Below are 22,027 nucleotides of genomic sequence, written 5' to 3'. Positions count from 1 at the left end.
TCCCTCGTGCATTCCGGAGCTCGTTCATCTTCAGGAACGCACCGGTCAGGATTCCGCAGGTTTCTCCTCGTCCGGTATCGGATCGAGCCCAAGCAGGGATACGGGGGACGACGAGAGAATCCGCGTGACGCCGATCGCGGCGAGCGGGGTGATCTGCTTGACCGATTTGTAGTCTCCAGCGGCGGCGACCTTCATGGAAGAAGGGGCGGCGGAACAGAGAACCGATGCGGCGGGAAGCGCCGTGGGACCAAAGAAACCGGTCCCTCCCGCGACGAACTCGAACCGGCTGATTTCCGCGCACCGGACGGCCATGATGATTTCGGCATCGGAAAGGTTCGACGTTTCGAGGACGGCCTTGAGCGGTATGTCCGGAACCGCCTGGCGTATCGTCTGAAGTTCCTTCCGGACGGAGAGTTTGTCTCCCGCGAGAAGGGGGGCGAGCGAAACGGCGACGTTCACCTCCCGGGCGCCGCGTTCGGCTGCCCAGCGAACGGCATCGGCCTTGAAGGAAAACGGCGTTGCCCCGAACGGGAAATCGACGGCCGCAACGGCTCTGACGTCCGTTCCCTTCAGGAGTTCCGCGGCAGTTTCGATCCACGAGAGGCAGACGCATACGGCAGCGAAGCCGTAGTGCGCCGCTTCCCTGCAAACGCGTTCGACATCCTTCCGCTGCACCGCCGGAGAAAGCAGCGTCGTCTCCATCATCGGCCGAACGTCTCCTGCGGACGGAAGCGGCATGAGACCGGCCTCCGCCATTGCCGCCTGTCTGTGGGCCTTTTTCGCGAGCAATTCGATATCAGTGGGAATGGCTTTCCCCTCCTTTCAGAAGACACCCGCAGATTTCCGTATCGCGGGCGTCCGTGACGACGGCCTTCACGCGTTCGATCCGGATTTTCCCGTTCCTGTGCAGCGCCAGAAGCACCGAAAAAACGGTGCTTTCGTCGATGCCGATGCGGTGCGCGATGCCCGCGACGTCTACGTCTCCGTCGTCTCCGACGCAGTTTCTGATCTGATCTCCCACTATGGCGAGCCACTCGTTGAAGATGCGTTGCATCTCGGGCGTGGCGGAGGAGGCGAGCTGCGCCGTACGTGAGACGGCTTCGACGAGTCTGGCCGACACGAGTTCGAGAGAATCGATCATTTCTCCAATTGATTTTTCGCAACGCTGCGTTTCGTCATCCATATCGTTTCAGTCCTTTCAGAAGGAGGTGGCGCGACGGCGAAACGAGCTTACGGTTTCGGCGATGCCGTCACGGAGCGATGTCGGGATTCCGGTTCCGAGAACGGACCGCATCCTCCCGACATCGGCGCAGCTGTTGCGGATATCTCCCGGCCGGGGGGGAAGGAAGACAGGGGACGGTCGCGGGAGTGGTGCGTAGGATCCCGTGATGTCCGCAAGTTCGAGGATCGATGTCGCCCGTCCGCTGCCGACGTTGAAAACGTCGCCGGCGAGTTCGGCCGATCGTCGGGCCGACTCGAGAAGGCTTTCGACGACATCGCCGACGAAGACGAAGTCCCTCGTCTGAAGTCCGTTGCCGTAGATCCTGGGGGAGTGTCCCGAAAGCGCCGCCCGGATGAATGCCGGAACGACGGCGGCGTATTCTCCGTCCGGGTTCTGTCCCGGTCCGTAGACATTGAAGAAGCGGAGTCCGATCGTCGGGACTCCCGACGATGTCGTTGCGACGCGGGCGAAAATCTCTCCCGCCACCTTGCTCGCGCCGTAGGGGGATGTGGGACGCAGGGGAGTATCCTCCGCGATCGAGCAATCGTCCCTGTTTCCGTAGACCGCCGAAGAACTCGCGTATACGACGGGAATCCGGCGTTTCCCGGCGATGTGCAGGAGGCGGACGAAGGCGAGGACGTTCACGTCAGCGCAGACATCGGGGTGTATCATCGAACGCGCAACGGAAACTTCGGCGGCGAGATGGAAAACACACCCGATCCGGTCAAAAAGGGGCGCGAGCGTATCCGTGTTTCGGATATCGCATTCGAGGAGTTCGGCCTGACGCGATTCGAGAAGCCCCGCTACGGCCTTTCTGGAGCCGGTGCTCAGATTGTCGGCGATCGTTACGAACCATCCGTCCGTACACAGGCGAGTACACAGGTGGGCTCCGATGAATCCAGCTCCGCCCGTGACGAGGGCGTGACGGTGCATAGGCAGCGCCTCCGATCTCTCCATGCTACAATAGACTCGTATGCGGAACCGAAGGTTTGGTCCCGCATGGTGATCAGTGTAGTATAGCACTCTGCGGAAGACCATGTTCACCTGTTTTTCACGCGCCAATCATGGCAGGTGTGCCACATGGAGGTGTGAGGCGATGATAGCCCGGATCGGGATTCTCTCCGACAGTCACGGAGATGTCGATGCATGGAACGCCGCGTGCGGACTTTTCGGCACGGCGGACGGGATCCTTCACGCGGGGGATGTCCTGTCCGAAAGCGGCAGCGATCTCGCGGAACGGATCAACGAGTGTTCGCTGCCGCTCGTTGTCGCGTGGGGAAACGCGGACAGGGGCGCCGAACGGATTCTCCGGGTTCCGCTGCTTCCTCTTGCGTCGCTCTTCTGGGCGGGGCGTTCCATTCTTCTCGCGCACGGTACCGATTTCCCGTCGTTTCGCGAAGTCGCGCTCCGATCGGGGGCCGCACTCGCGATATCGGGACATACGCACGTCGCGGCTCTTGTCAGGGAAGAGGGGACGATCTTTCTGAACCCCGGGTCGTGTTCCCTCCCGCTCGGTCGGGATCCGGCGAGCGTCGCGGTCGTATACGCGCACGAAATCAGAATCGTGACGCTTTCCGGAGATTTGCTGCACCTGGAATCGTGGTAGTATTTCCGTAACGGAATCGGAGTTGGGGATACCCCCGGGAGGGACGACTCATGGATCTGTCTGTGAATCCTGAAAGCCTGAAGAAGAACGTCGAGACAAAGGGAGCGGAACATATCACGCTGGTTTTCGCCCTCGACAACGAGGATTTCGGTGTGGATGTGAAGGCCGTACGCGAGATCGTCCGCGTGCCCCCGTTCATCACCAGAGTGCCGAACGCGCCGGAATACATCCGCGGGGTGATCAACCTCAGGGGAAACATCGTCCCCGTGTTCGACATGCAGATGAAGGTCGGTATGAACCACAGGGAGCTGACCGACGAGGCGCGGATCGTGGTTATCTCCTGGAGCGAAATCCAGTTCGGCATCCTCGTGGATTCGGTCCGCGAGGTGTGTACCATTTACGATTCACAGATCGAGCAGGCCGGACAGATCAGCTCGTCGATGGAGAAAAAGTACCTCCTCGGAGTGGCGAAGCATACCGACGGCCGTCTGATCGTCCTTCTCGACCTTCCGGTCCTGTTCGATATCGAAGAGATTCTCGAGGAGGAAAAGACCTCAGTCGCCACCGCATGATACTTGTCGATCTCCACGTTCACAGCACCTGTTCCGACGGAACCACGCGTCCCTTGGATCTTGCGAAGAAGGGGGCTGCGCTCGGGATTTCCGTCATGAGTCTCGCCGATCACGATACGACAGAGGGCGTGGCGGATTTTCTCGTGTCGTGCCGCCGCTGCCGGGTCGCGGGGGTCTCCGGGGTGGAGCTCTCGGCCGAATTCGGCAGCGTCCTTCACATCCTCGGGTATCGCTACGATCCCGACCATCCCGAACTGAAGAAGGAGTTCGAAGAGTTGCGTCGCGGGCGGGACGTGCGAAACAGGGAGATCTGCCTGCGTCTCCAGAAACTCGGGCACGACGTTTCCATCGAAGAGGTCGAGGCCGAGGCGCACGGCGAGGTCGTCGCCCGTCCCCATATCGCGCGAGTGATGGTACGCAAGGGGCGCGTTCCCGACATGGCGTCCGCGTTCGTCCGGTACCTGGCGCACGATGCCCCGGCCTACGTTCCGCGTTATCGTCTTTCTCCCGAAAGATGCATCGGGATCATCCGGAAGGCCGGAGGGGTCGCGGTGCTGGCCCACCCCGGGCAGACGACCGGGGACCCGGATGTCCTCCGGAAGATTCTCCGCGAACTCAAAAGCCTCGGTCTCTGGGGACTCGAGTGCATGTCTTCCAGACACACGCCCGAACAGGTCTTCACGTACCTTCGAATCGCCTCGGAACTTGCCCTCTTTCCGACGGCTGGTTCCGACTACCACGGCGACAATCGCCCGGGTGTCTCCATGGGAATCGCCGTCAGCGAAGATCTGACTCCGTGGGCGCGACTGGGAGTTTCGTTATGATAAAAGGAGGTTGTATCCTGATGAACCAGATCGATCTGCGAAGCGACACCGTGACGCGTCCGTCCGAAGGGATGAGGCGCGCCATGTACGAAGCCGAGGTCGGCGACGACGTCTACTGCGAGGATCCCACGGTCCGGCGCCTCGAGGAACGGATGGCGGGGATGGCCGGACACGAGGACGCGCTGTTCGCCACGTCGGGAACGATGGGAAACCTCGTCGCACTCCTGACGCACTGCAACAGGGGCGATGCGGCGATTCTCGGCAGCGAATGCCACATCCTCTTCTTCGAAGGAGGCGGACTTTCCGCGCTCGGCGGCATCCTGCCGCTCGTCGCGGACGACGCCACGGGGGTGCCGGACGCCGGACAGGTCGCGGCGCACTGTCGCGCCTCGAATGTCCACGTCGCGCCGGCGAAGCTGCTCTGCGTCGAGAATACGCATAACCGCCGCGGAGGAACGGCGTCGTCTCCCGAAGAGATTGCAGGCGTCGTCCGCGTCGCGAGGGAGAAGGGGCTCGCGGTCCACATGGACGGAGCCCGCGTCTTCAATGCCGCAGCCGCGTGGAATGTCGGCGTCGACGCATTCGCGAAACAGGTCGACTCGGTCCAGATATGCCTTTCGAAGGGCCTCGGGGCTCCTGTCGGAAGTGTCATCTGCGGATCGCGCGACTTCATCGGTCGCGCGCGTCACTGGCGCAAGAAGGTCGGGGGCGGATTGCGGCAGGTGGGCGTACTCGCCGCCGCAGGACTCTACGCGGTCGAGCACAACATCGCGCGCCTGCCCGAGGATCACGCAAACGCGGCGCGTATCGCCGAAATCCTTCGCGACGGGGGAATCGAAGTCCAGCCTGTCAGAAAGCCGACGAACATGGTGTACTTCTCCGTTGCGAATGCCGCCGCTCTGGCGTCCCGGTGCGCCGCGCTCGGCATCCTCTTCAACCCCGCGGACGAGAGCCGGATTCGTCTCGTGACGCACCTCGACGTCACCTCGGAGAACGCGGTCAGGGCTGCCGAGTGCATCGTCCGGGAGGCCCGCAGGGCAGGATGAAGGGGATCCGTACGGAGGATGCCGAGGGAATCCTCCTGTCCCTGATCGACGGGGCGATGCGCCTGGGAGCCGCAGGCGTCGATGCGATCTTCGACATGTCGCGATCTTTTTCGGTTTCGCTGTGCGACGGGGAACCGGAAGAGGATGCCGCCGGGGAAGAAAAATCCATCGGCCTTCGATTCGTCGACGCTGACGGACGCCAGGGAGTCGTCGCGACGAATGATTTCGCGAAAGATACGTTGTCCGCCCTGCCGGAATGGGGGATGCGGAACTGCCGGGCTGGCGACGCCGATCCGTGGGTTCGCCTGCCCGACGTGGCGGTATTCCGGAGCGCCGGAGATCCCGGCGATCTCATGCTCGTCGACGAGAGGATTCCGTCTCTCGCCCGGAAGGATCGCGTCGATGCGTGCGTGCGCATGACGGATGCGGCCCGTTCGGTTCCCCCGCTCCGGGGGGTGCGGGTGTGTTCGGTCAGGAGCGCCGAGTGGAACGACTGGGAAAGCGCCCGCTGCTACGTGACGTCGACGGGGATTCTCGGGTGGAGCCGGATGACGGGAGTCTCGCTCGGAACGACGGTCGTCCTCGATGACGGCCTGACCCGGAACATGGGCGGATACGACGCGCAGTCGCATCGGCTCGACGCAGTCGATCCCTGTGCCACCGCACGCGAGGCGGTCCGGAGAACGGCGCTGACGTTCGGCGGAAGGGCGGTCGCGAAGGGGCGGTACGATCTCGTTCTGGACGTTCCGGTCGTCGCGGATCTTCTCGATGTCCTCGGCGACCTCTTTCTTTCGTCGTCGGTTCACCGGAAGCAGTCGTTCCTCGCCGGGAAAATCGGGGAACCCGTCGCGGGACGCGAACTGTCGCTCGTCGACGATGGCCGGCTCGCCGGAGGGATGGGAACGGCTCCCTTCGACGACGAGGGAGTTCCCACCTCGCGGACGTCGCTTCTCGACCGCGGGATACTGACGGGATACCTCTACGATCTCCGGAACGCCGCCGAAGACGGCGTTTCCTCGACGGGAAACGCGTGTCGCTCCGTCTGCTCGCCCCCCGACGTTTCGGCGAGCAATCTCCTGATGGGCCCGGGACGGCGCTCAAGGGAGGATCTCGTCGCTTCCGTCGGAAAAGGGATTCTGGTCACGGAGCTGATGGGGTTGCATACGGTCGACCCCGTGAGCGGAGACTACTCTCTGGGGATTCGCGGGGTCCTGCTGCGCGGCGGCGAGACTGGCGCCCCGATCTCCGGAATGACGATGGCCGGGACCCTTCAGGACCTGCTTCTGCGCGTGGACGGCGTCGCCGATGACCTGACGCTCCGCGGGAATGTCGGGGCCTGCACGATGGTGGTTCGCGATGTCATGGTCGCGGGTGACTGAGTTTCGTGGCGCCGTGCGGGCGCTGATCGTAGCGTTTCTTCTGGTCGTCGCGGGGGCCGCGGCCGGCAGCGCGGGGGAAAAGCATCTCTTTCACGGAGACAAGGATCTCGGCGCCGTCCCTGACATGAAAATGGGAAAGTCTCTCTACGTTTCCGTATCTGCGATGGCACGCCTTCTCGCGTGCGATGCGACGGAGAAGAACGATACGCTCGTGCTCCAGATAGACCGCGACCGGTTGCAGATCGTCGAGGGCGCCACCGCCGTATGGCTCAACGTCGAGCTCGTTCCCATGGCAGGCCCGGCCGTACGCGGAGGAGGGGCCTGGTGGCTCGAGGAACGTTCCGCCCTGAAGGCGGTTTCCGGACTGTTGCGCGGCGCGGGGAAGGAATCGGTCCTTTCGTTCCGCGAAGTGGACGTTCAGGAACAGGCAGGACGGGTTGCGTCCGACGTCCCCGATCCCGCAGCGCCGGCGAAAAAGGCCGCTATCTGGCAACATGACCGGACCGGACCGTCCCTGCCGTTGCTCAGGGGGATCCGGTGGGGGCGTCCGGAGGGGAAAATCCGTGCCGTTCTGGAGTATGCGGGAGATACTCCTCCCGCCGTCGAGGGATCCGGGGGAACGCTTCGCTTCACGTTCGGAACCCCGTTCCCGGAGGATATCTCCGTTTCGGGGACTCCGTATCCGGAGGAAATCCGCCTTTCCGTGACGGGATTCGGCGACAGTGCCGTTCTCGAACTCGCGTCGAACGGGGCGAAGACCGAGTATTTCCAGCTCAGGGGACCGACGCGCCTCGTCGCCGATTTTACGCTTCCGGTCGGAGCGAAACCCCCCGCGTCAGGCGAGTCGGGAGCTGGGAAGGAGCCTCGGAAACCGGCGCCCGATGTCCGCGGGGTGAAGCGGAAGGGGGTGTCGCTTAACCAGGTAGGGAAGCTCATCGTCGCGGTGGACCCGGGACACGGCGGAAAGGATCCCGGCGCGATCTCGAACGGCATCCGCGAGAAGGACGTGAATCTCGGGATCGGACTGAAGCTCGCGGAAGAACTCCGTGACATGGGAGTGGACGTCCGGATGACGCGAACGAACGACACGTATCTTCGCCTTCAGGAGCGGACGGAACTCGCGAATCGCTGGAAGGCCGACATCTTCGTCAGCATTCACGCGAACGCGCTCCCGGCTGGGCATCACGCGCGCGGCATGGAAATATATCTGATGGCGCTGCCGACGGACAAGGACGCGATGCGGCTCGCACTGATTGAAAACAGAGACCTCGCGGCGGATAATGACAAAAAGGAGTCCGCCGCGTCGGACCGGAGAACGCAGTTGCTTCTGAACATCCTCGGGAATATGCAGCAGAACGCGAAGATCAGCGACAGCACCACGGCTGCGGAATACCTTTTCCGTTCGGGAAACCAGGGAGGGCTTCCGATGCGTCGCGTCGCCCAGGCGCCTTTTTTTGTCCTCAGGGGAGCCACGATGCCGGCAGTGCTTGTCGAAACGGGATTTCTCACGGAGGCCGGAGAGGCGAGAATGCTCGCATCGGCCGAATATCAGAAAAAATGCGCGACCGCTCTCGCCAGGGGTATTCTGTCCTATCTGCAAAGCAGGTAGGCGGAAGATATCCGGGGAGATTGCGGGAAGGGAGGATACCCGATGAAGGAACGACAGGACGAGCAGGACGATTTTGTGTTGCCGGAAAACAATCTCGAGGTTCGGGAGGAAGGGGCCGGACTCCGGGAACGCAGAGGCCGCACGCGTCGCGACAGGGATGAGGATGCCGAACCCGGGAAAAAGGCGCCGCGCATCCTCCGCTTTGTCGCATGGGTGGGGCTTGTCGTCCTCTTTTTCGCCGTCGGATACGGGGGAGCCTCCTACGGACTGAAAGTGCTCTCGCAAAAGAAGATTCTCCCGAGAAAGGACGTCGTGCAGGATGCCAAGGGAGCGGCCGAGCTCATGGGCGGCAAGGAGAACGTGTCTCTCGGTGCGCGGAAAATCTCGGTCACCCTGTCGCTTCCGAAGGACGGTTCGATCGCTCAGGAAAAGCTTTCGATTCTTTCGGACCTCATGGAGGACGATATCCGGACCTGCGTCGGGAAGATTGCGGAAGCTTCCGGTATTCCGAACGAGACCGCGCTGATCCACGTCTTTCGCAACGGCGATGTCGTTTTTCTCGATTTCGACCCGCGATTCCCCGATGCGCTCACGAAGATAGGGGAGCGTAACAGTCTGCTCTTCATAACGGCCGTGATCCGGACGTTGCGCGAAAACTTTCCGCCGATCGCAGTCGTCCGCTTTCTCGTGAAGGGACAGGTCACCCGCGGAAGCGCTCCCGTGGATCTCACGGTTCCGTGGAAACTGCCCGAATAGGCGACTGAGGGGGGAAACACATGGTGCGATGCGACGGCCGGAACGACGGCGACCTTCGTCCCGTCACCTTTGAACGACACTTTACCCGATACGCCGAAGGATCGGTTCTGGCCTCGTTCGGAAATACCCGTGTCTTGTGTACCGCGACACTGGAGGAAAAGGCCCCCCCGTTTCTCCGGGGAACCGGCAGAGGATGGGTGACGGCCGAGTACGCGATGCTTCCCCGATCGACGCATGTTCGTACGCCCCGGAGTTCCGCGGGAAACGGGAGAAGCTCGGAAATTCAGCGGCTTGTCGGCCGGTCGCTCCGGTCGGCCGTCCGCCTCGACCGTCTCGGAGAGCGGACCGTCTGGCTCGACTGCGACGTCCTCCAGGCCGACGGAGGAACAAGGACGACTTCGATCTGCGGTGCCTTTGTCGCGCTCGTAGACTGTCTCAGGACGCTCTTCGCGCGCGGGGCGCTCGCCGATATTCCGCTCGTGGCGTTCACCGCGGCGGTCAGCGTCGGAAAGGTAGGGGGGCGCGTCCTCCTCGATCTCTGCTACGAGGAGGATTCGACGGCGGAAGTCGACTGCAACGTCGTCATGAACGAACGAGGGCAGTTCATCGAACTTCAGGGAACGGCCGAAGCCGCCCCGTTCGATCGGGCGGAGCTCGACGGGATGCTCGGCCTGGCAGCTTCCGGTATCGCGCGGATCATTGGCGAAGAGCGGCGCGCGCTCGAACTGACGGATGAGGAGATCGCGGCCTGTGCGTCCCGATGCGCTGATATTTGCGAGCGGTAACAGGAACAAGTACGCCGAAATGGCGGAACTTCTCGCCCCCACGGGCCTGAAGATCCTTTTCGGAGGGGATGTCGCCTCCCTCGATGTCGAGGAGACGGGGTTCACGTATGCCGGGAACGCGCTTCTCAAGGCACGGGCCTGGGCGGAAAGGACGGGAATTCCCGCCGTCGCGGACGACAGCGGAGTCGAAGTCCGCGCCCTCGACTGGGCGCCCGGAATCTATTCCGCGCGGATGGCCGCGACCGATGTCCTCCGGAACGAATGGCTCCTCGGCCGTCTTTCCGAGCGCGAAGAAGAGACGCCGGGGGAACCTGACCGGAGGGCGCGCTACGTTGCGGCGCTCGCGCTCTGCGTTCCCGACGGGACCTTCACGCTGATCTGCGAAGGGACGTGCTGGGGACGGATCCTCCGGGAACCCAGAGGAGGAGGCGGCTTCGGGTACGATCCGCTCTTCGCTCCGGACGGGTACGAACGGAGCTTCGGAGAACTCGACAGAAGCGTGAAGCAGCGCATATCGCACCGGGCGATCGCTTCATTCCGGCTGGTGAATATGCTTTTGCTCCGGGGTATGCTACAATAACTATCCGTTTGAATTGTGTCCGAAATTTCTAGGAGGTGCGCACGGTGAAGATCGTTCTCGGACTGATCCATATCGTCCTTTGTATTGCCCTGTCGGGGGTCGTGTTGCTCCAGCAGCGGAAGCAGGGCGGGTTCGCCGGAATCTTCGGCGGAGGAACGCAGGCCGATATGGGCAACAATCAATGGCAGCGTTTCACGGGACTCACCAAGATCACGGTGATCCTCACGACCCTGTTCATGGTGACTTCCGTCATTCTCGTCCTCATGACAAAATAGGTGCTCCGATGACCTGCGGAAAGCTGCGGGGGATCGATACGCTGGATGACGTCCGCTCGATGCGCGTTCCGGGCGGACGGTTGTTTTCGGCGACGCACGAAGAAATCGTTGCAGGCTGCACGACGGATATCTACTTCGTCAAGACGCGCGATGTCCTCCGGCGGGCGGGAAAGCTGGATGCCAAAGTGGTCGCGGAGGTTTTCGCCCGGAAGAAGGGGCTCTTTGCGGGATTGCCCGAAGTTCTCCGGCTCCTCGACGGACGCGACGTCACCGTCGACTCCCTGAGCGAAGGAGATGCGTTCGATCCCCGCGAAGTCGTCATGCGCATCGCGGGACCGTACTCCGCCTTCGGGATGTACGAGACGGTTCTTCTGGGGATACTCGCGAGTTCCTGCGGATGGGCCACCGCGGCCCGGGAGTGCGTGGACGCCGCGGAAGGCAAACCGGTTCTCTGTTTCGGAGCGAGACACGTCCATCCGGCAATCGCGCCGGTCATGGAGAGAACCGCGGTCGCGGTCGGCAAATGCGCGGCGGCGAGCTGTATCCTCGGCGCGAAACTCGCCGGGACCGAACCTTCGGGAACGGTGCCGCACGCCGCGATTCTGATCATGGGAGATACGGTCGAGCTCGCGCGCGTTTACGACGAGGTCGTTCCGTCGGAAGAACCGAGAATCGTTCTCGTCGATACGTTCAAGGATGAAGCCGAAGAGAGTCTGCGCGTCGCGTTGGCCCTCGGCGACAGCCTTTCGGGAGTCCGGCTCGATACGCCCGGGGAACGGGGCGGCGTCACCGTCGATCTCGTCCGGGAGATCCGCTACCGACTCGATGCCGCAGGATTCCCCCATGTGCAGATCATCGTATCCGGCGGACTGAATCCGGATCGCATCCGCATCCTCTCCGCCGCGGGCGCGGCTTCCTTTGGCGTCGGGAGCTACATTTCGGACGCCACGCCCATCGACATGACGATGGACCTCAAGGTCATAGACGGCCGACCGATCGCGAAACGTGGACGTTTGCCGGGGGTACTTGCAAGTTCGAGGTTGCATCGGGTACAATAAATCGCCGTGAGCGCACCGGCCGCTCCGATGTATTTTCGTGCCGCGCCTTTCGGGGATCCTTGCCACGTCCCCGCGATGCGAAAGAGCGCACGAGAACCGTCGAAAAGGCACGGTGTCCGATCATGGAACACTGAGAACGGGAAAAAGGCACTTTCAAAGGAGGAAACCCCATGACCAGCGACCACCGGTCATTTATGGCCACGAAGAACACCGTCGCCCATTCGTGGTATGTGATCGACGCCACGGACAAGCCCCTCGGAAGGGTTGCGTCCGCCGTCGCCATGATGCTTATGGGCAAGACGAAACCTACGTATACGCCGCATGTCGACTGCGGCGATTTTGTCGTCATCATCAACGCGGAAAAGGTCAAACTCACGGGATCCAAGCGGGAGAACGCGAAAGTCTACAACTACAGCGGGTATCCCGGCGGATTGCGGGTTCGGACATATGGAGAAGTCCTCGATAAACGGCCGGAGTATCTCATCGAGAAAGTCGTCAGGGGCATGCTCCCCAAGACCCGCCTGAAGTACTGGCGGAAGCTCAAGGTCTATGCGGGGCCGAACCACCCGCACGCGGCGCAGCAACCCGTCGCGATCGACCTTTAGTCTGAAGAGGAGGACAGAAAACGATGAATACTCCTTCCTGTTTCTGGGGAACCGGCAGGCGCAAGAACGCGCTCGCCCGCGTGCGCGTGCTTCCGGGAAACGGTGTCGTCACGATCAACGAACGCACGGTCGAGGATTACTTCCCGCGTCTCGTCTGGCAGCTGCAGGCCATGCAGCCCCTCAAGACCGCGACGATCGAGGGAAAGGTCGACGTGTTTGTGCGCGCCAGCGGCGGCGGATTGACCGGACAGGCGGGCGCCGTTCGTCTCGGCATCGCCCGCGCGCTCATCAAGATGAACCCGGAGCTTCGGCCGGTACTCAAGAAGGCCGGTCTTCTCACGCGCGACCCGAGAATGGTCGAGCGGAAGAAGTACGGTCAGAAGGGCGCCCGGGGCCAGTTCCAGTACTCGAAGCGGTAATCGTCGCTTCGTTTCGCGCAACAGGGTGTGCATGCAACGGGGACAGGGTCGTTCGATCCCGTCCCCGTTTTTTTTGCCTGAAGCGTTCAGAAACACAGAAACGAGACGAGTTCGTCCTCACGGACGCGATAGAAGAAACTGCCGATATCGAGCGGAGCGAGAGCGCCTTTCACGGCGGCATTTTCGAGCGGTAGGCCGTCGAGCGCTTGGGCGACAGGGGTGAGATCCTCGGCTCCGAAGAAATCTCCGAAAAAGGCCACGTTCCGCATCACTCCATTTCGGATGTCCATGCGCACCTCGATTCGTCCCACCCCTTCGAACCGCCGTTCCTTCCGCACATCCCGTTCTCTGCCGTCTCCCCAGGTCCACGCACGCGACGCGTAGCGCTCTTCCGCGAGGCGCCGGACCGAACCGCGGAACTCATCCGTCACCGTGAGCGGAGAGAGTCCGTATTCGCGTTCCACCTCGTCCTTGAGAACGACGAAAAAATCCTCCATGCCGGTTTCGGCGCCGAGATGCGGGCGGATGTTCGTCACACGGCTCGCGACGGACGCGAATCCCTTCGGACGGTATTTGTCCTCCCGTACCCTGAGGACGTCCGACAGGACGGAAAGGTCGGAGTCGAACAGCAGTGTTCCGTGATGAAGGATGCGGTGTCCGTCCATGTGCTGCGCGTTTCCCGAGAATTTCCGTCCGAGGATCGTGAGGTCGTTGCGGTCGGTCCGTTCGGCCGGGACGCCGAGCCGCCGGAGTGCTCGAAGGATAGGGGCCGTGAACGGCGCGAAGTCGAGCGTTCCTGTTGCCGTCCCCGGAAACAGGAACGAATAGTTGACGTTCCCGAGATCGTGATATACGGCGCCTCCGCCCGTGATGCGGCGGACGACCCCGATCCTGCGATCGTTCACGATATCCTCCCGAACCTCTTCGGCCGTGTCCTGAAAGCGTCCGACGACAACTGTGGGAGCGTTCCGCCAGAGCAGGAATATGCCCTCATCGCCGGCACGGACGCTCCGGTAAAGCGTCTCCTCGAATGCGAGATTGATGCGCGGATCGTACTCCGGACCCCTGAAAAACAACATGGCTCTCACCTCTCGAAGATAGATTTCGTCGCGTTCTTTTCGAACCTCAGTGAAAGCACCCTTCCGGCGGCGTCATCAATCGCCCCGCGGAGGGATGGTTTTGACAACGCAAATCTGATCACCAGTGATAGCCGAATTTTGACCACCTCGGTCATTCTTCCGCGCCTTCCGTTTTGAGTTGTATCCGGCTTCTCTTCCGTCCCTCCTTCAAAGTTTCCTTCAGTCTGTAGCTCTCCCACGCGCACTCGATGATGTGCGCCTTGTGGGTCAGACGGTCAAGCAGGGCCGCCGTCATGTTCGGGTCGCCGAAGACTTCCGTCCAGCTGCCGAATCCAAGGTTCGTCGTTACTATGACCGATCCGCGCTCGTGTCGTTCCGCGAAGACCTGGAACAGAAGCTCGCCTCCTTCCTTCGAAAAAGGAACGTACCCGAGTTCGTCCACGATCAGAAGATCGTACCGGGTGTACTTTCCGAGGGTCCGCGCAAGGGTTTTCTCTCCCCGGCTTTCCAGAAGTTCGTTGACGAGGTTGCAGGCCGTCGTGAACCGCACCCGCATGTTCTTCCGACAGGCTTCTATTCCCAGGGCGGTGGCGAGGTGCGTCTTCCCGCACCCGCTTTTGCCCAGGAAGAGGATATTCCGGCGCCGGGAGATGTAGTCTCCGGCGGCCAGTTCCCCGATGAGCCGCCTGTCAAGCTGCGGAGCCTCTTCGAAGATGAAGGTTCCCAGTGTCTTGACCAGGGAGAACCGGGCTTCCTTCAACCTTCTCTTTTCCCTGTTCTCCGAGCGGATCTGGAGTTCCAGTTCCGTGACGTCAAGGAGAAATTCTTCGTAGCTCGCTCCCCGTTCCTCGGCCTGCCGGAGGCGTTCTTCAAGGTGTCGGGCGGCGTTGCCGAGGGTGAGGCTCTTCAGGTTTTCCTGAACCTGCATGAGGAGTCCCGCGTTCATTGTCTGGCCTCCAGGACAGAATAGGCCGATACGTCCGCCGGAGGAAGCACGGTCCACCGTTCCGATTCGAGGGGACGGACGAACTCCTCCCGCGTCCCGGCCGTTTCAAGCAGGCAGCGGATTCCAGCGGCGCTGCCCAGTCCGCTCTCAAGAGCCCGTTCCACCGCGTCCTCAACCGGCTTTTGCCCGTAATTCCTGGCGAGGAGCAGGACGTCGATGAATTCCTTGATTCCCCGGTTCTCTCCCCGACGTTCCCGGAACTGTTCCAGAAGGGTGTTCATGGATTCGCTCCATGTCTTTTTCCATTCCGTAAGCGGGCGGGCGTCCCGGAAGGCTCCCGGCCGTTCCCGGAGAAGCTCCAGGTAGTGGTCCGCATCGAGGATCCAGTGGTTGTTCCCGTATTTCCTTCCGTGGTCGGCGACCCGGGTTCCTCCGCTGTAGACCGATATCCTGTCCACCGTGAGGATCGCCCTGAGCGGCCGGCCGGCGTAGGAGGCGGGGACGGAGTACCGGTTCTTGTCCACCATGACGGTGGCGTATTTGTCCGCCTTCACCGGTACGGTCTGTTCGTTGCCGTAGGGGTGGCGCGGAAGGGGAATGAGGACCTCCCTTTCCGCCTCGTGAAGCTCCCTTACGGTTCCTTCCCGCCCGGCGATCCTGTGGGAGCCGTAGGAGAGACATTCCTCCACAAGTCTGTCATTGATGTCCTCCAGACTTTCTCCCTGCGGGACGGGCGTCAGGAAGTTCCGGCGCGCGAATCCCACGAGCCCTTCGACTCCGCCCTTCTCGTTTCCCCGTCCCGGCGAGCAGAAGCGGCCGATGAAGGTGTACCAGGAGCGAAACCGGACGAAGCTTTCCCGCTCTTTCCTCTCTTTCCCGAGAAGAACCTTCTCCACCGCCGCGCTCAGGTTGTCAAAGATCACTACGGGAAAGACTCCCCCGTAATAGACGAATCCCCGGCTGAGCCCGTCGAATAAGGCCTGCTGCCGTTCGCAGGGGTAGAGCCGGACAAAGGGCGTTCCCGAGTACTTCGATCTCATGCAGAAGCATTTCACCCGTACGGCTTCTCCGCCCAGGATTACAGCGACGGTTCCCCAGTCCGCCTCCGCCTCTCCTCTCGGTGACGGCTCCAGGGGGATGAATGCCCCGGAACTTTTCAAGCCGAGCGTTCTCTTGACCGCCGCCACGTGGCGCCGCACTGTCGTTTCGCTTCCGGTAAACCCGTATTCGTTCACCAGTCGGGTATATATCCGCTTCGCCGTATGGCGCTGCTTCTTCGGACTTTCAAGGTCCCCTTCCAGCCATTTGAATATGATCTCGTGATAGGGGCCGAGCACCGGAAAAGGCTGGATCTTTCTTGGAGAATAGCCTGTGAATTCCCCCCGAAGCACTTTCTTCACCGTGTTGCGTGAATGCCCCGTCTCCCTGGCTATTTCGCTCACGTTCTTGCCGTAAATCCGCTGAGCGGTCCGTATGTATTCGTACTGGTCCACACTGAGCATCCTTTCCCCTCCGGCTTCATCGTCGTGGTGTGCGTCCCCGCCGATGATACCCGGAGCTATGGTCAGGTGGTCAATTTTCGGCTCTCGTTCGCCTCTAAAGTGGTCAATTTTAGAGTACCAAAACCAGAGGGAATACGCTTCGCCCCGTTCAAGCCATCAGACGGAAAACGTGACGTTTGCTCGGAGAAAGACGCCTCGCTCCTTCCGCGGCGCTCATTTCTCCCTGTACCACCCTGTCCGGGACCAGAGCCCTAAGAATAGGGGGTGACATTATCGCTGTCCGACCACACGTCCAACAGTTGAACCTTGACAGCGAAATCCGTTTCCTGTGTGTTTTTACCCCATATGATATTATCGCTGTCCACCAGTGCGTTTGCCACTTGACTTTTTTTACTGTTTAAGCTATTTATAATTATTAATGTATATAGAAAATAGCACTAAAAAGTGTGGACAGAATCGTCAGGCTTTGTCTTATCGTGGATTCCGTGCCTTCCCGGAACACCATCGTCTTCGGTTGGGTGACACGCATGGAGAGAGGGGATCCGTCTCCCGGAAAGGAGGCGAGTTCGCCGGACAGGAGGGGATATCTTAGAAAGTAGAAACAGGATAGTGTCACCGTGTCAGCAAAAAAACTTCTTGAGGAGGTGCTTTGATGAAACACCGGAAACCAACGGCGCTCGTCGCCGCGGCGATCCTTTTCGGCTTTCTGATTATCGGCGGCCTCGGGCAGGCCTCGGCGGCGGACGTGATCAACTGGAAGTTCCAGAGCCACCACACGCCCGGCGCGCTTTCGACGACCTTCGTCATCCCGCCTTTCATCGAGCGGGTTCGTGAACGATCCGGCGGCAGGCTGAACATCACGCTTCATTATGCGGGCGAACTGGTCGAATACTCGGAAGTTTTTCCCGCCATGCAGGCGAATATGATTCAGATTTCCAACACGAGCACCCTCTTCTGGCGAGGCTCGATCAACATGGGCTGGCTCCAGGCGGGCAACCTTCCACCCTTCGTCTGCAGAAGCCTCGACGATTTCAAGGAACTGTACTATAAACGGGGAATCGACAGGCTCATCCGCGAAGAGATGGCCACGAAGGGCATCCACTTCCTGAGCAGTCACAGCGTGGGCAACACCTATTTCTGGAGCAAGAAGCCCATCAAGGGGCTCGCGGATCTCAAGGGCTTTAAGGTCCGCTTCTTCGGCGCCATGTCGGACACCATGGAGCACTTCGGCGCCGCTCCGGTCATGCTTCCCCATCCGGAGACCTACATGGCGATCGCCATGGGCACCCTTGACGGCAGCGGAACGGCGTGGTGGCTGTACCGCGATCTCAAACTCTACGAGGTGTGCCCGTACTTCATCGGCCCGGCCTGGCAGGTGCCTCAGGGCATGGAGCTTTGGGTTTCCAAGAAGGCCTGGGACGCGCTTCCCGACGACCTGAAGGAAATCGTCACGAAGGCCGCCGACGAATTCAACGAGGACTACGCGAAGGTCTGCGACGAACAGGAAAAGACCATGATGACGAAGTCCTTCAAGGAGTGGAAGACCACCTACATCGAATGGGGCAAGGAAGACATCGACAAAATTACGAATGATTTCTCGATCCCCTACCTGGACAAGATCGAGAAAGAGATCGGCGGCAAAGACCCGAGAGTCGCCGAGGGCGTCAAGATCGTCAAGCAGTTCATGAAAGACCGAGGCTACATCAAGTAGCAGGAACGCTTTCGCCCCGCGAAACGCGCCCCCTCTTCCTCCGGGGAGGAGGGGGCGTTTTTTTGGAGCAAACTTGAACAGAATGAGGTGATGCGATTGAACTCTTTGATCAGGTTCATCAATTTCACGGACACTCTCAACGATTGGGTGGGCAGGATCTTCGGTCTGCTTGTTTATCCGACGATGCTCGTCCTCGTTTACGAAGTGGTCATGAGATACGGATTCAACCGCCCCACTATCTGGGCTCACGAGACGTCGTGTATGCTGTACGGGGCGCATTTCGTCCTCGGGGGGGCCTATGCGTTGCGCTGGGGGGCTTTCGTCAACGTCGACGCGGTGTACCAGTACTTTCCTCCGCGCGTGAAAGCCGTCGTGGATCTCTTCACGTGGACCCTTTTCTACGCCTTCGTGGGGACGATGCTGTGGTTGAGCGTTCCCTGGGCCTGGGACAGCCTGCGCGTGATGGAGTACTCGAACAGCACCTGGGGGCCCTACGTGTGGCAGATCAAGCTCCTGATTCCCGTTTCGGCGTTCCTCGTGCTGCTCCAGGGCATCACCAAGACCATCAGGGATCTCCATCTCGCGCTGACAGGCCGCGAGCTCGTCGTCGACGCCGAAATCGGCGATGGAAACTGAGGTGATATCTATGGACATAGGGCTTATCTCCGTTTTCCTTTTCGGAGGCATGTTTCTCTTCCTGCTGCTCGGCCTCCCAGTCGCGTTCGTCCTGGGAGGATTGGCGACGGTGTTCGCTGCGGTTTTCTGGGGGCCGGAATCGCTTTTCATCATTGTGGCCCGAACGTATTCCATGATGTCCACGACGACGCTCGTGGCGTGTCCGCTTTTCGTGCTCCTCGCGACGGTGCTGGAACGTTCCGGCGTCTCCGAGGATCTGTACGAGATGATGTACCGCTGGATGGGTTCCCTCAAGGGCGGACTGGCGGTCGGGACCGTTCTGGCGTGCACCCTCATCGCCGCAATGTCGGGAATCGCCTCGACGGGCGTTGTCATGATGGGACTCATGGCGCTTCCCGCGATGCTGAAACGAGGCTACGACAAAAAATTGGCGGTCGGGTGCATCATGGCCGGAGGCGTCCTCGGCCCCCTCATCCCTCCGAGCATCGCGCTGGTGCTCTACGGGACGATCGCGCAGGTCTCCATAGGAGGGCTCTTCGCGGGAGGAATGAGCGCCGGACTGCTGTGCTCCGTTCTTATCATCGGCTACATTCTGCTCAAATGCCATATGAACCCGGAGATGGGACCTCCGATCCCTCCGGAGGAACGGGCCAACTGGGGGGCCAAAATGGCGTCCCTCAAGGGAATCATCCTTCCCATGCTGCTGGTCTTCTCCGTCCTGGGATCGATCTACACCGGCATCGCGACGCCGACCGAGGCGGCCGCCGTCGGCGCTCTCGGAGCCATCATCTGCAGCGCGATCCACGGGAAATTGACATGGAACCTCCTCAGGGAGGCGTCTCTCGCCACGATTAAGATCCAGGGCTTTATGATGTGGATTCTCTTCGCCGCCCAGGCCTTTGCGGCGGTCTACATGGGACTGGGGGCCTCCCGGATGGTCATCGGGATGGTGAAGGAATACCAGGTGGGGTGGTGGGCCATGCTGATCGGCATCCAGGTCGTCTGGTTCCTTCTCGGTTTCGTGATCGACGCCTGGAGCATCCTCATGATCACCGCGCCCATCATCCTGCCTCTTTTGCCGATTTACGGCTTTGACCCCCTGTGGCTGGGAGTCCTGTACGCGGTGAACACACAGACGGGGTACCTGACGCCGCCCTTCGGAACGATGCTGTTCATGATGCGGGGAATCGCCCCGAAGGGGGTCACCATGTCGGACATCTACCGCTCCGTGATTCCTTTTGTGATCACACAGCTCGTGTGTCTGACGCTGTGCATCATCTTCCCGTCGCTGGTCACCTGGCTTCCGAAGATACTTTTCGGATAGATCTGAAGATGACCTTCCCCGAAAAAGGCGGACACGGATTTTCGGCCCGTTGTCTTTCGGGGTCGCAGATTTCCGGGGTCGTGTACCCGATTCCGGAATGAAGCCGCTTTCTGTGCCGCCAACAAACCATTCGGCGTTCCGGTTTTCTCCGGTCTCAACGAGGGGTTCGTCGGCCTGATCCTCAATTTCATCGTGGTCTTGATCGTGAGCGCGATGACGCCCGAGGTCGGCGCCGCAGTCATCCGGCGATTCGGGAAAAACGCTCGGAAGCCGAACCGGAATCAGTCCGCTTCGTCGGAGCGGCCCGTCGCGGAAGCGGCGGGCCGTTTATAATGAGTGTACAATCCTTCGAAGGAGTGATCGATATGCAGAATATTCTGAGGCAACAGGCGGAAGACATGAAAGATCTGCTCGCGACGTGGCGTCACGAATTCCACCGCTGTCCCGAACTCGGGTACGAGGAAGTCGAGACGACGAAGCGGATTGTCGCGCATCTCACCGAAATGGGATACGCGAACCTCCGTGTCGGCGGATACGAGATAACTACGGGTGTCATGGCCGACATCGATACCGGACGGCCGGGAAAGAAGATCGCGCTGCGGGCCGACATCGACGCGCTCCCCGTGACGGAAGAGACCGACGTCCCGTACCGGTCGGAACGCCCGGGGTTCATGCACGCCTGCGGACACGACGCGCACATCGCGATGCTTCTGGGTGCCGCGAAGATTCTCATCGAACGCAAGTCGGAGCTGAACGGCTCGTATCGGCTCATCTTCCAGCCCGCCGAGGAAAAGGGGAAGCCCGGCGGCGCGGTCCGGATGATAGAAAGCGGCGCGCTCGACGGCGTCGACGCGATCTGCGGGTTGCACATCTGGTCTCCCGTCCCGAGCGGGAAGATCGCCTATCACGAGGGTCCGACGATGGCTTCGGCGGATTCCTACCTTCTGAACATCAAGGGAAAGGGCGGACACGGATCCATGCCGCACATGTCGGTCGACCCGGTCGCGTGCGCGTGCGCGGTCGTGTCGGCGTGGCAGACGATCGTGAGCCGCGAGGTGGATCCGCTCGAGGCCGGAGTGATTTCGGTCGGAGCGATCAACGCCGGAAACGTGTTCAACGTCATTCCGGACACCGCGTCGATTCTCGGTACCACGCGGACCTTCCGGCCCGAAATCCGCGACTACATCGAGTCCAGAATGAAAACGATGGCCGAGCTCATCTGCGAGGCGATGCGCTGCACGCCGGAATTCACGTATACCCGCTTCCTTCCTCCGACGGTCACCGATCCGGCGTTCACGAAATACGCCGTCGAGGTCGCGAAGGAGGTCGCCGGAGCCGAGAACGTCTACGAGATGGCGCCGACGATGGGCGCGGAGGATTTCAGCTATTACCTCGAGAAGATCCCCGGAACGTTCATGTTCCTCGGGACGGGAAACCCCGATATCGATGCGACGTATCCGCAGCATCACCCGAAGTACAAGGTCGACGACGCGGTTCTCCCGCTCGGCGTCGCGACCATGGCGGGAGTCGCGATGCGCTTTCTCGGGAATTCGTGATCCGCGGAGGTCACTCCGCGGGAAACGGCAGACCGGGTGTTTCGACGGGCGAAGGGGCTCTCGTTCGGAGGGGCCCTTCGCTCTTTTTCAGAAGGCGCGCGAAAGCGTTTTCGAACTCGAGTATTTCCTGCGTCACGGCGTCCTCGGCCCCCGTTTCGCGGCGGGAGTAGGAGGATTTTGGGGGGAGGAGAAACTTCGAACCTCGGAGCCGTCTGAATCGGATCACGTCGGAACGGCATCGGACAATCCGCGACATGATCCTCCCGAGAACGAAACAGTCCGCGAGAGAAGCGTGCGCGCGCGTCATCGACGCGAGCGATTCCTCCGCGAGGCGCATCGGGGGAGGGGGAGGGAAAAGCGCCGCGACGCGATCGGCGGCCTCCTGGAGGCGGGGCCACTTGGACGTTCCGGGGCGTCCGGGGCGCGCGATCGCACAGATGTCGGCGAGACCTCGCATCGAGCACCACCACTTTCGCCCCTCGAGGACACCGGCGGGCAGAAATGCCGTATCGAACGAAAGGTTGTGGACGACGACTC

The 22,027-nt window shown here is 61.3% G+C and carries 25 protein-coding genes; 17 read left to right on the top strand and 8 right to left on the bottom strand.

What is annotated here, in order from left to right; genetic code table 11:
* Positions 1–45: 45 nt before the first annotated feature.
* Genes deoC through ACZ5IU_RS03585 form a run of 3 tightly spaced genes read right to left on the bottom strand, consistent with a single transcriptional unit; the run spans position 46 to position 2,155 of the window.
* Positions 46–738, bottom strand: a complete 693-nt coding sequence (deoC, locus tag ACZ5IU_RS03595) for a deoxyribose-phosphate aldolase (RefSeq protein ID WP_464420607.1) — start codon at positions 736–738, stop codon at positions 46–48.
* Between the two features lie 58 nt (positions 739–796).
* Positions 797–1,183: a hypothetical protein gene (locus ACZ5IU_RS03590; RefSeq protein WP_464420605.1), complete on the bottom strand. Its 387-nt coding sequence runs from the start codon at positions 1,181–1,183 to the stop codon at positions 797–799.
* 15 nt (positions 1,184–1,198) lie between these two features.
* The gene (locus ACZ5IU_RS03585) at positions 1,199–2,155 is read right to left on the bottom strand and encodes an SDR family NAD(P)-dependent oxidoreductase (protein WP_464420603.1); all 957 of its coding nucleotides are present in this window, start codon (positions 2,153–2,155) and stop codon (positions 1,199–1,201) included.
* Positions 2,156–2,318: 163 nt separating this feature from the next.
* On the opposite strand from ACZ5IU_RS03585, the gene ACZ5IU_RS03580 reads away from it, so the two are divergent.
* From ACZ5IU_RS03580 to rpsI, 13 genes are all read left to right on the top strand, one after another.
* Positions 2,319–2,828 carry a metallophosphoesterase family protein gene (locus ACZ5IU_RS03580; protein WP_464420601.1) on the top strand — a complete coding sequence of 170 codons (510 nt, stop codon included), beginning with the start codon at positions 2,319–2,321 and terminating at the stop codon, positions 2,826–2,828.
* A 50-nt stretch (positions 2,829–2,878) separates the two neighbouring features.
* Complete coding sequence (locus ACZ5IU_RS03575; RefSeq protein ID WP_464420599.1) at positions 2,879–3,400, top strand: chemotaxis protein CheW; 522 nt, start codon at positions 2,879–2,881, stop codon at positions 3,398–3,400.
* Positions 3,397–4,224 (top strand): PHP domain-containing protein, encoded by an 828-nt coding sequence (locus ACZ5IU_RS03570; RefSeq protein WP_464420597.1) that lies wholly within the window; start codon positions 3,397–3,399, stop codon positions 4,222–4,224. The genes ACZ5IU_RS03575 and ACZ5IU_RS03570 overlap by 4 nt, the downstream gene beginning before the upstream one ends.
* A gap of 20 nt (positions 4,225–4,244) precedes the next feature.
* On the top strand, positions 4,245–5,270 hold the full coding sequence (gene ltaE / locus ACZ5IU_RS03565; protein ID WP_464420595.1) for a low-specificity L-threonine aldolase: 1,026 nt from the start codon (positions 4,245–4,247) through the stop codon (positions 5,268–5,270).
* Positions 5,267–6,649: a TldD/PmbA family protein gene (locus ACZ5IU_RS03560; protein WP_464420593.1), complete on the top strand. Its 1,383-nt coding sequence runs from the start codon at positions 5,267–5,269 to the stop codon at positions 6,647–6,649. Before ltaE ends, ACZ5IU_RS03560 begins: the two co-directional genes overlap by 4 nt.
* Positions 6,642–8,258 carry an N-acetylmuramoyl-L-alanine amidase family protein gene (locus tag ACZ5IU_RS03555; protein WP_464420591.1) on the top strand — a complete coding sequence of 539 codons (1,617 nt, stop codon included), beginning with the start codon at positions 6,642–6,644 and terminating at the stop codon, positions 8,256–8,258. The genes ACZ5IU_RS03560 and ACZ5IU_RS03555 overlap by 8 nt, the downstream gene beginning before the upstream one ends.
* Before the next feature lie 42 nt (positions 8,259–8,300).
* A complete protein-coding gene (locus ACZ5IU_RS03550; protein WP_464420589.1) occupies positions 8,301–9,014 on the top strand; it encodes a GerMN domain-containing protein in 714 nt (237 codons plus the stop codon).
* Between the two features lie 20 nt (positions 9,015–9,034).
* Complete coding sequence (rph, locus tag ACZ5IU_RS03545; RefSeq protein WP_464420587.1) at positions 9,035–9,799, top strand: ribonuclease PH; 765 nt, start codon at positions 9,035–9,037, stop codon at positions 9,797–9,799.
* A complete protein-coding gene (gene rdgB, locus ACZ5IU_RS03540) occupies positions 9,765–10,379 on the top strand; it encodes an RdgB/HAM1 family non-canonical purine NTP pyrophosphatase (protein WP_464420585.1) in 615 nt (204 codons plus the stop codon). Before rph ends, rdgB begins: the two co-directional genes overlap by 35 nt.
* A gap of 44 nt (positions 10,380–10,423) precedes the next feature.
* Positions 10,424–10,654, top strand: a complete 231-nt coding sequence (gene secG, locus ACZ5IU_RS03535; RefSeq protein ID WP_464420583.1) for a preprotein translocase subunit SecG — start codon at positions 10,424–10,426, stop codon at positions 10,652–10,654.
* Positions 10,655–10,662: 8 nt separating this feature from the next.
* Positions 10,663–11,712, top strand: coding sequence for a nicotinate phosphoribosyltransferase (locus tag ACZ5IU_RS03530; protein WP_464420581.1), 1,050 nt, complete (start codon positions 10,663–10,665; stop codon positions 11,710–11,712).
* Positions 11,713–11,882: 170 nt separating this feature from the next.
* A complete protein-coding gene (rplM, locus tag ACZ5IU_RS03525; protein ID WP_464420579.1) occupies positions 11,883–12,317 on the top strand; it encodes a 50S ribosomal protein L13 in 435 nt (144 codons plus the stop codon).
* 23 nt (positions 12,318–12,340) lie between these two features.
* Positions 12,341–12,736 carry a 30S ribosomal protein S9 gene (gene rpsI / locus ACZ5IU_RS03520; RefSeq protein ID WP_464420577.1) on the top strand — a complete coding sequence of 132 codons (396 nt, stop codon included), beginning with the start codon at positions 12,341–12,343 and terminating at the stop codon, positions 12,734–12,736.
* A gap of 86 nt (positions 12,737–12,822) precedes the next feature.
* On the opposite strand, the gene ACZ5IU_RS03515 is transcribed toward rpsI, so the two are convergent.
* Genes ACZ5IU_RS03515 through istA form a run of 4 tightly spaced genes read right to left on the bottom strand, consistent with a single transcriptional unit; the run spans position 12,823 to position 16,263 of the window.
* Positions 12,823–13,815, bottom strand: coding sequence for a lipoate--protein ligase (locus tag ACZ5IU_RS03515; protein ID WP_464420575.1), 993 nt, complete (start codon positions 13,813–13,815; stop codon positions 12,823–12,825).
* Positions 13,816–13,820: 5 nt separating this feature from the next.
* Positions 13,821–13,970 carry a hypothetical protein gene (locus ACZ5IU_RS03510; RefSeq protein ID WP_464420573.1) on the bottom strand — a complete coding sequence of 50 codons (150 nt, stop codon included), beginning with the start codon at positions 13,968–13,970 and terminating at the stop codon, positions 13,821–13,823.
* Positions 13,967–14,761, bottom strand: a complete 795-nt coding sequence (gene istB, locus ACZ5IU_RS03505; protein WP_464420571.1) for an IS21-like element helper ATPase IstB — start codon at positions 14,759–14,761, stop codon at positions 13,967–13,969. The genes ACZ5IU_RS03510 and istB overlap by 4 nt, the downstream gene beginning before the upstream one ends.
* On the bottom strand, positions 14,758–16,263 hold the full coding sequence (gene istA / locus ACZ5IU_RS03500) for an IS21 family transposase (protein WP_464420569.1): 1,506 nt from the start codon (positions 16,261–16,263) through the stop codon (positions 14,758–14,760). Before istA ends, istB begins: the two co-directional genes overlap by 4 nt.
* Positions 16,264–16,915: 652 nt before the next feature.
* Here istA and ACZ5IU_RS03495 point away from each other — a divergent pair.
* The 4 genes from ACZ5IU_RS03495 (at position 16,916) to ACZ5IU_RS03480 (ending at position 21,490) form a co-directional block, all read left to right on the top strand.
* Positions 16,916–17,974: a TRAP transporter substrate-binding protein gene (locus ACZ5IU_RS03495; protein ID WP_464420567.1), complete on the top strand. Its 1,059-nt coding sequence runs from the start codon at positions 16,916–16,918 to the stop codon at positions 17,972–17,974.
* Between the two features lie 96 nt (positions 17,975–18,070).
* Positions 18,071–18,610 carry a TRAP transporter small permease subunit gene (locus ACZ5IU_RS03490; protein WP_464420565.1) on the top strand — a complete coding sequence of 180 codons (540 nt, stop codon included), beginning with the start codon at positions 18,071–18,073 and terminating at the stop codon, positions 18,608–18,610.
* A 10-nt stretch (positions 18,611–18,620) separates the two neighbouring features.
* Positions 18,621–19,934 carry a TRAP transporter large permease gene (locus ACZ5IU_RS03485; RefSeq protein ID WP_464420563.1) on the top strand — a complete coding sequence of 438 codons (1,314 nt, stop codon included), beginning with the start codon at positions 18,621–18,623 and terminating at the stop codon, positions 19,932–19,934.
* A 365-nt stretch (positions 19,935–20,299) separates the two neighbouring features.
* Positions 20,300–21,490, top strand: a complete 1,191-nt coding sequence (locus ACZ5IU_RS03480) for a M20 metallopeptidase family protein (protein ID WP_464420561.1) — start codon at positions 20,300–20,302, stop codon at positions 21,488–21,490.
* A 10-nt stretch (positions 21,491–21,500) separates the two neighbouring features.
* Here ACZ5IU_RS03480 and ACZ5IU_RS03475 read toward each other — a convergent pair whose 3' ends face one another.
* Entirely contained in the window at positions 21,501–21,947 is a 447-nt protein-coding gene (locus ACZ5IU_RS03475; RefSeq protein WP_464420559.1) for a hypothetical protein, read from the bottom strand.
* Positions 21,948–22,027: the final 80 nt, after the last annotated feature.

Source organism: Lactivibrio alcoholicus, assembly GCF_055390895.1.
Note: the sequence above shows the minus strand (reverse complement) of the source record. Positions and strands in the feature narration are given on the sequence as shown.

Coding starts and splice junctions, on each gene's coding strand:
- deoC (WP_464420607.1), bottom strand. CDS start 738: ATGCCGCTTCCGTCCGCAGGAGACGTTCGGCCGATGATGGAGACGACG.
- ACZ5IU_RS03590 (WP_464420605.1), bottom strand. CDS start 1,183: ATGGATGACGAAACGCAGCGTTGCGAAAAATCAATTGGAGAAATGATC.
- ACZ5IU_RS03585 (WP_464420603.1), bottom strand. CDS start 2,155: ATGCACCGTCACGCCCTCGTCACGGGCGGAGCTGGATTCATCGGAGCC.
- ACZ5IU_RS03580 (WP_464420601.1), top strand. CDS start 2,319: ATGATAGCCCGGATCGGGATTCTCTCCGACAGTCACGGAGATGTCGAT.
- ACZ5IU_RS03575 (WP_464420599.1), top strand. CDS start 2,879: ATGGATCTGTCTGTGAATCCTGAAAGCCTGAAGAAGAACGTCGAGACA.
- ACZ5IU_RS03570 (WP_464420597.1), top strand. CDS start 3,397: ATGATACTTGTCGATCTCCACGTTCACAGCACCTGTTCCGACGGAACC.
- ltaE (WP_464420595.1), top strand. CDS start 4,245: ATGAACCAGATCGATCTGCGAAGCGACACCGTGACGCGTCCGTCCGAA.
- ACZ5IU_RS03560 (WP_464420593.1), top strand. CDS start 5,267: ATGAAGGGGATCCGTACGGAGGATGCCGAGGGAATCCTCCTGTCCCTG.
- ACZ5IU_RS03550 (WP_464420589.1), top strand. CDS start 8,301: ATGAAGGAACGACAGGACGAGCAGGACGATTTTGTGTTGCCGGAAAAC.
- rph (WP_464420587.1), top strand. CDS start 9,035: ATGGTGCGATGCGACGGCCGGAACGACGGCGACCTTCGTCCCGTCACC.
- ACZ5IU_RS03530 (WP_464420581.1), top strand. CDS start 10,663: ATGACCTGCGGAAAGCTGCGGGGGATCGATACGCTGGATGACGTCCGC.
- rplM (WP_464420579.1), top strand. CDS start 11,883: ATGACCAGCGACCACCGGTCATTTATGGCCACGAAGAACACCGTCGCC.
- rpsI (WP_464420577.1), top strand. CDS start 12,341: ATGAATACTCCTTCCTGTTTCTGGGGAACCGGCAGGCGCAAGAACGCG.
- ACZ5IU_RS03515 (WP_464420575.1), bottom strand. CDS start 13,815: ATGTTGTTTTTCAGGGGTCCGGAGTACGATCCGCGCATCAATCTCGCA.
- ACZ5IU_RS03510 (WP_464420573.1), bottom strand. CDS start 13,970: ATGACCGAGGTGGTCAAAATTCGGCTATCACTGGTGATCAGATTTGCG.
- istB (WP_464420571.1), bottom strand. CDS start 14,761: ATGAACGCGGGACTCCTCATGCAGGTTCAGGAAAACCTGAAGAGCCTC.
- istA (WP_464420569.1), bottom strand. CDS start 16,263: ATGCTCAGTGTGGACCAGTACGAATACATACGGACCGCTCAGCGGATT.
- ACZ5IU_RS03495 (WP_464420567.1), top strand. CDS start 16,916: ATGAAACACCGGAAACCAACGGCGCTCGTCGCCGCGGCGATCCTTTTC.
- ACZ5IU_RS03485 (WP_464420563.1), top strand. CDS start 18,621: ATGGACATAGGGCTTATCTCCGTTTTCCTTTTCGGAGGCATGTTTCTC.
- ACZ5IU_RS03480 (WP_464420561.1), top strand. CDS start 20,300: ATGCAGAATATTCTGAGGCAACAGGCGGAAGACATGAAAGATCTGCTC.
- ACZ5IU_RS03475 (WP_464420559.1), bottom strand. CDS start 21,947: ATGCGAGGTCTCGCCGACATCTGTGCGATCGCGCGCCCCGGACGCCCC.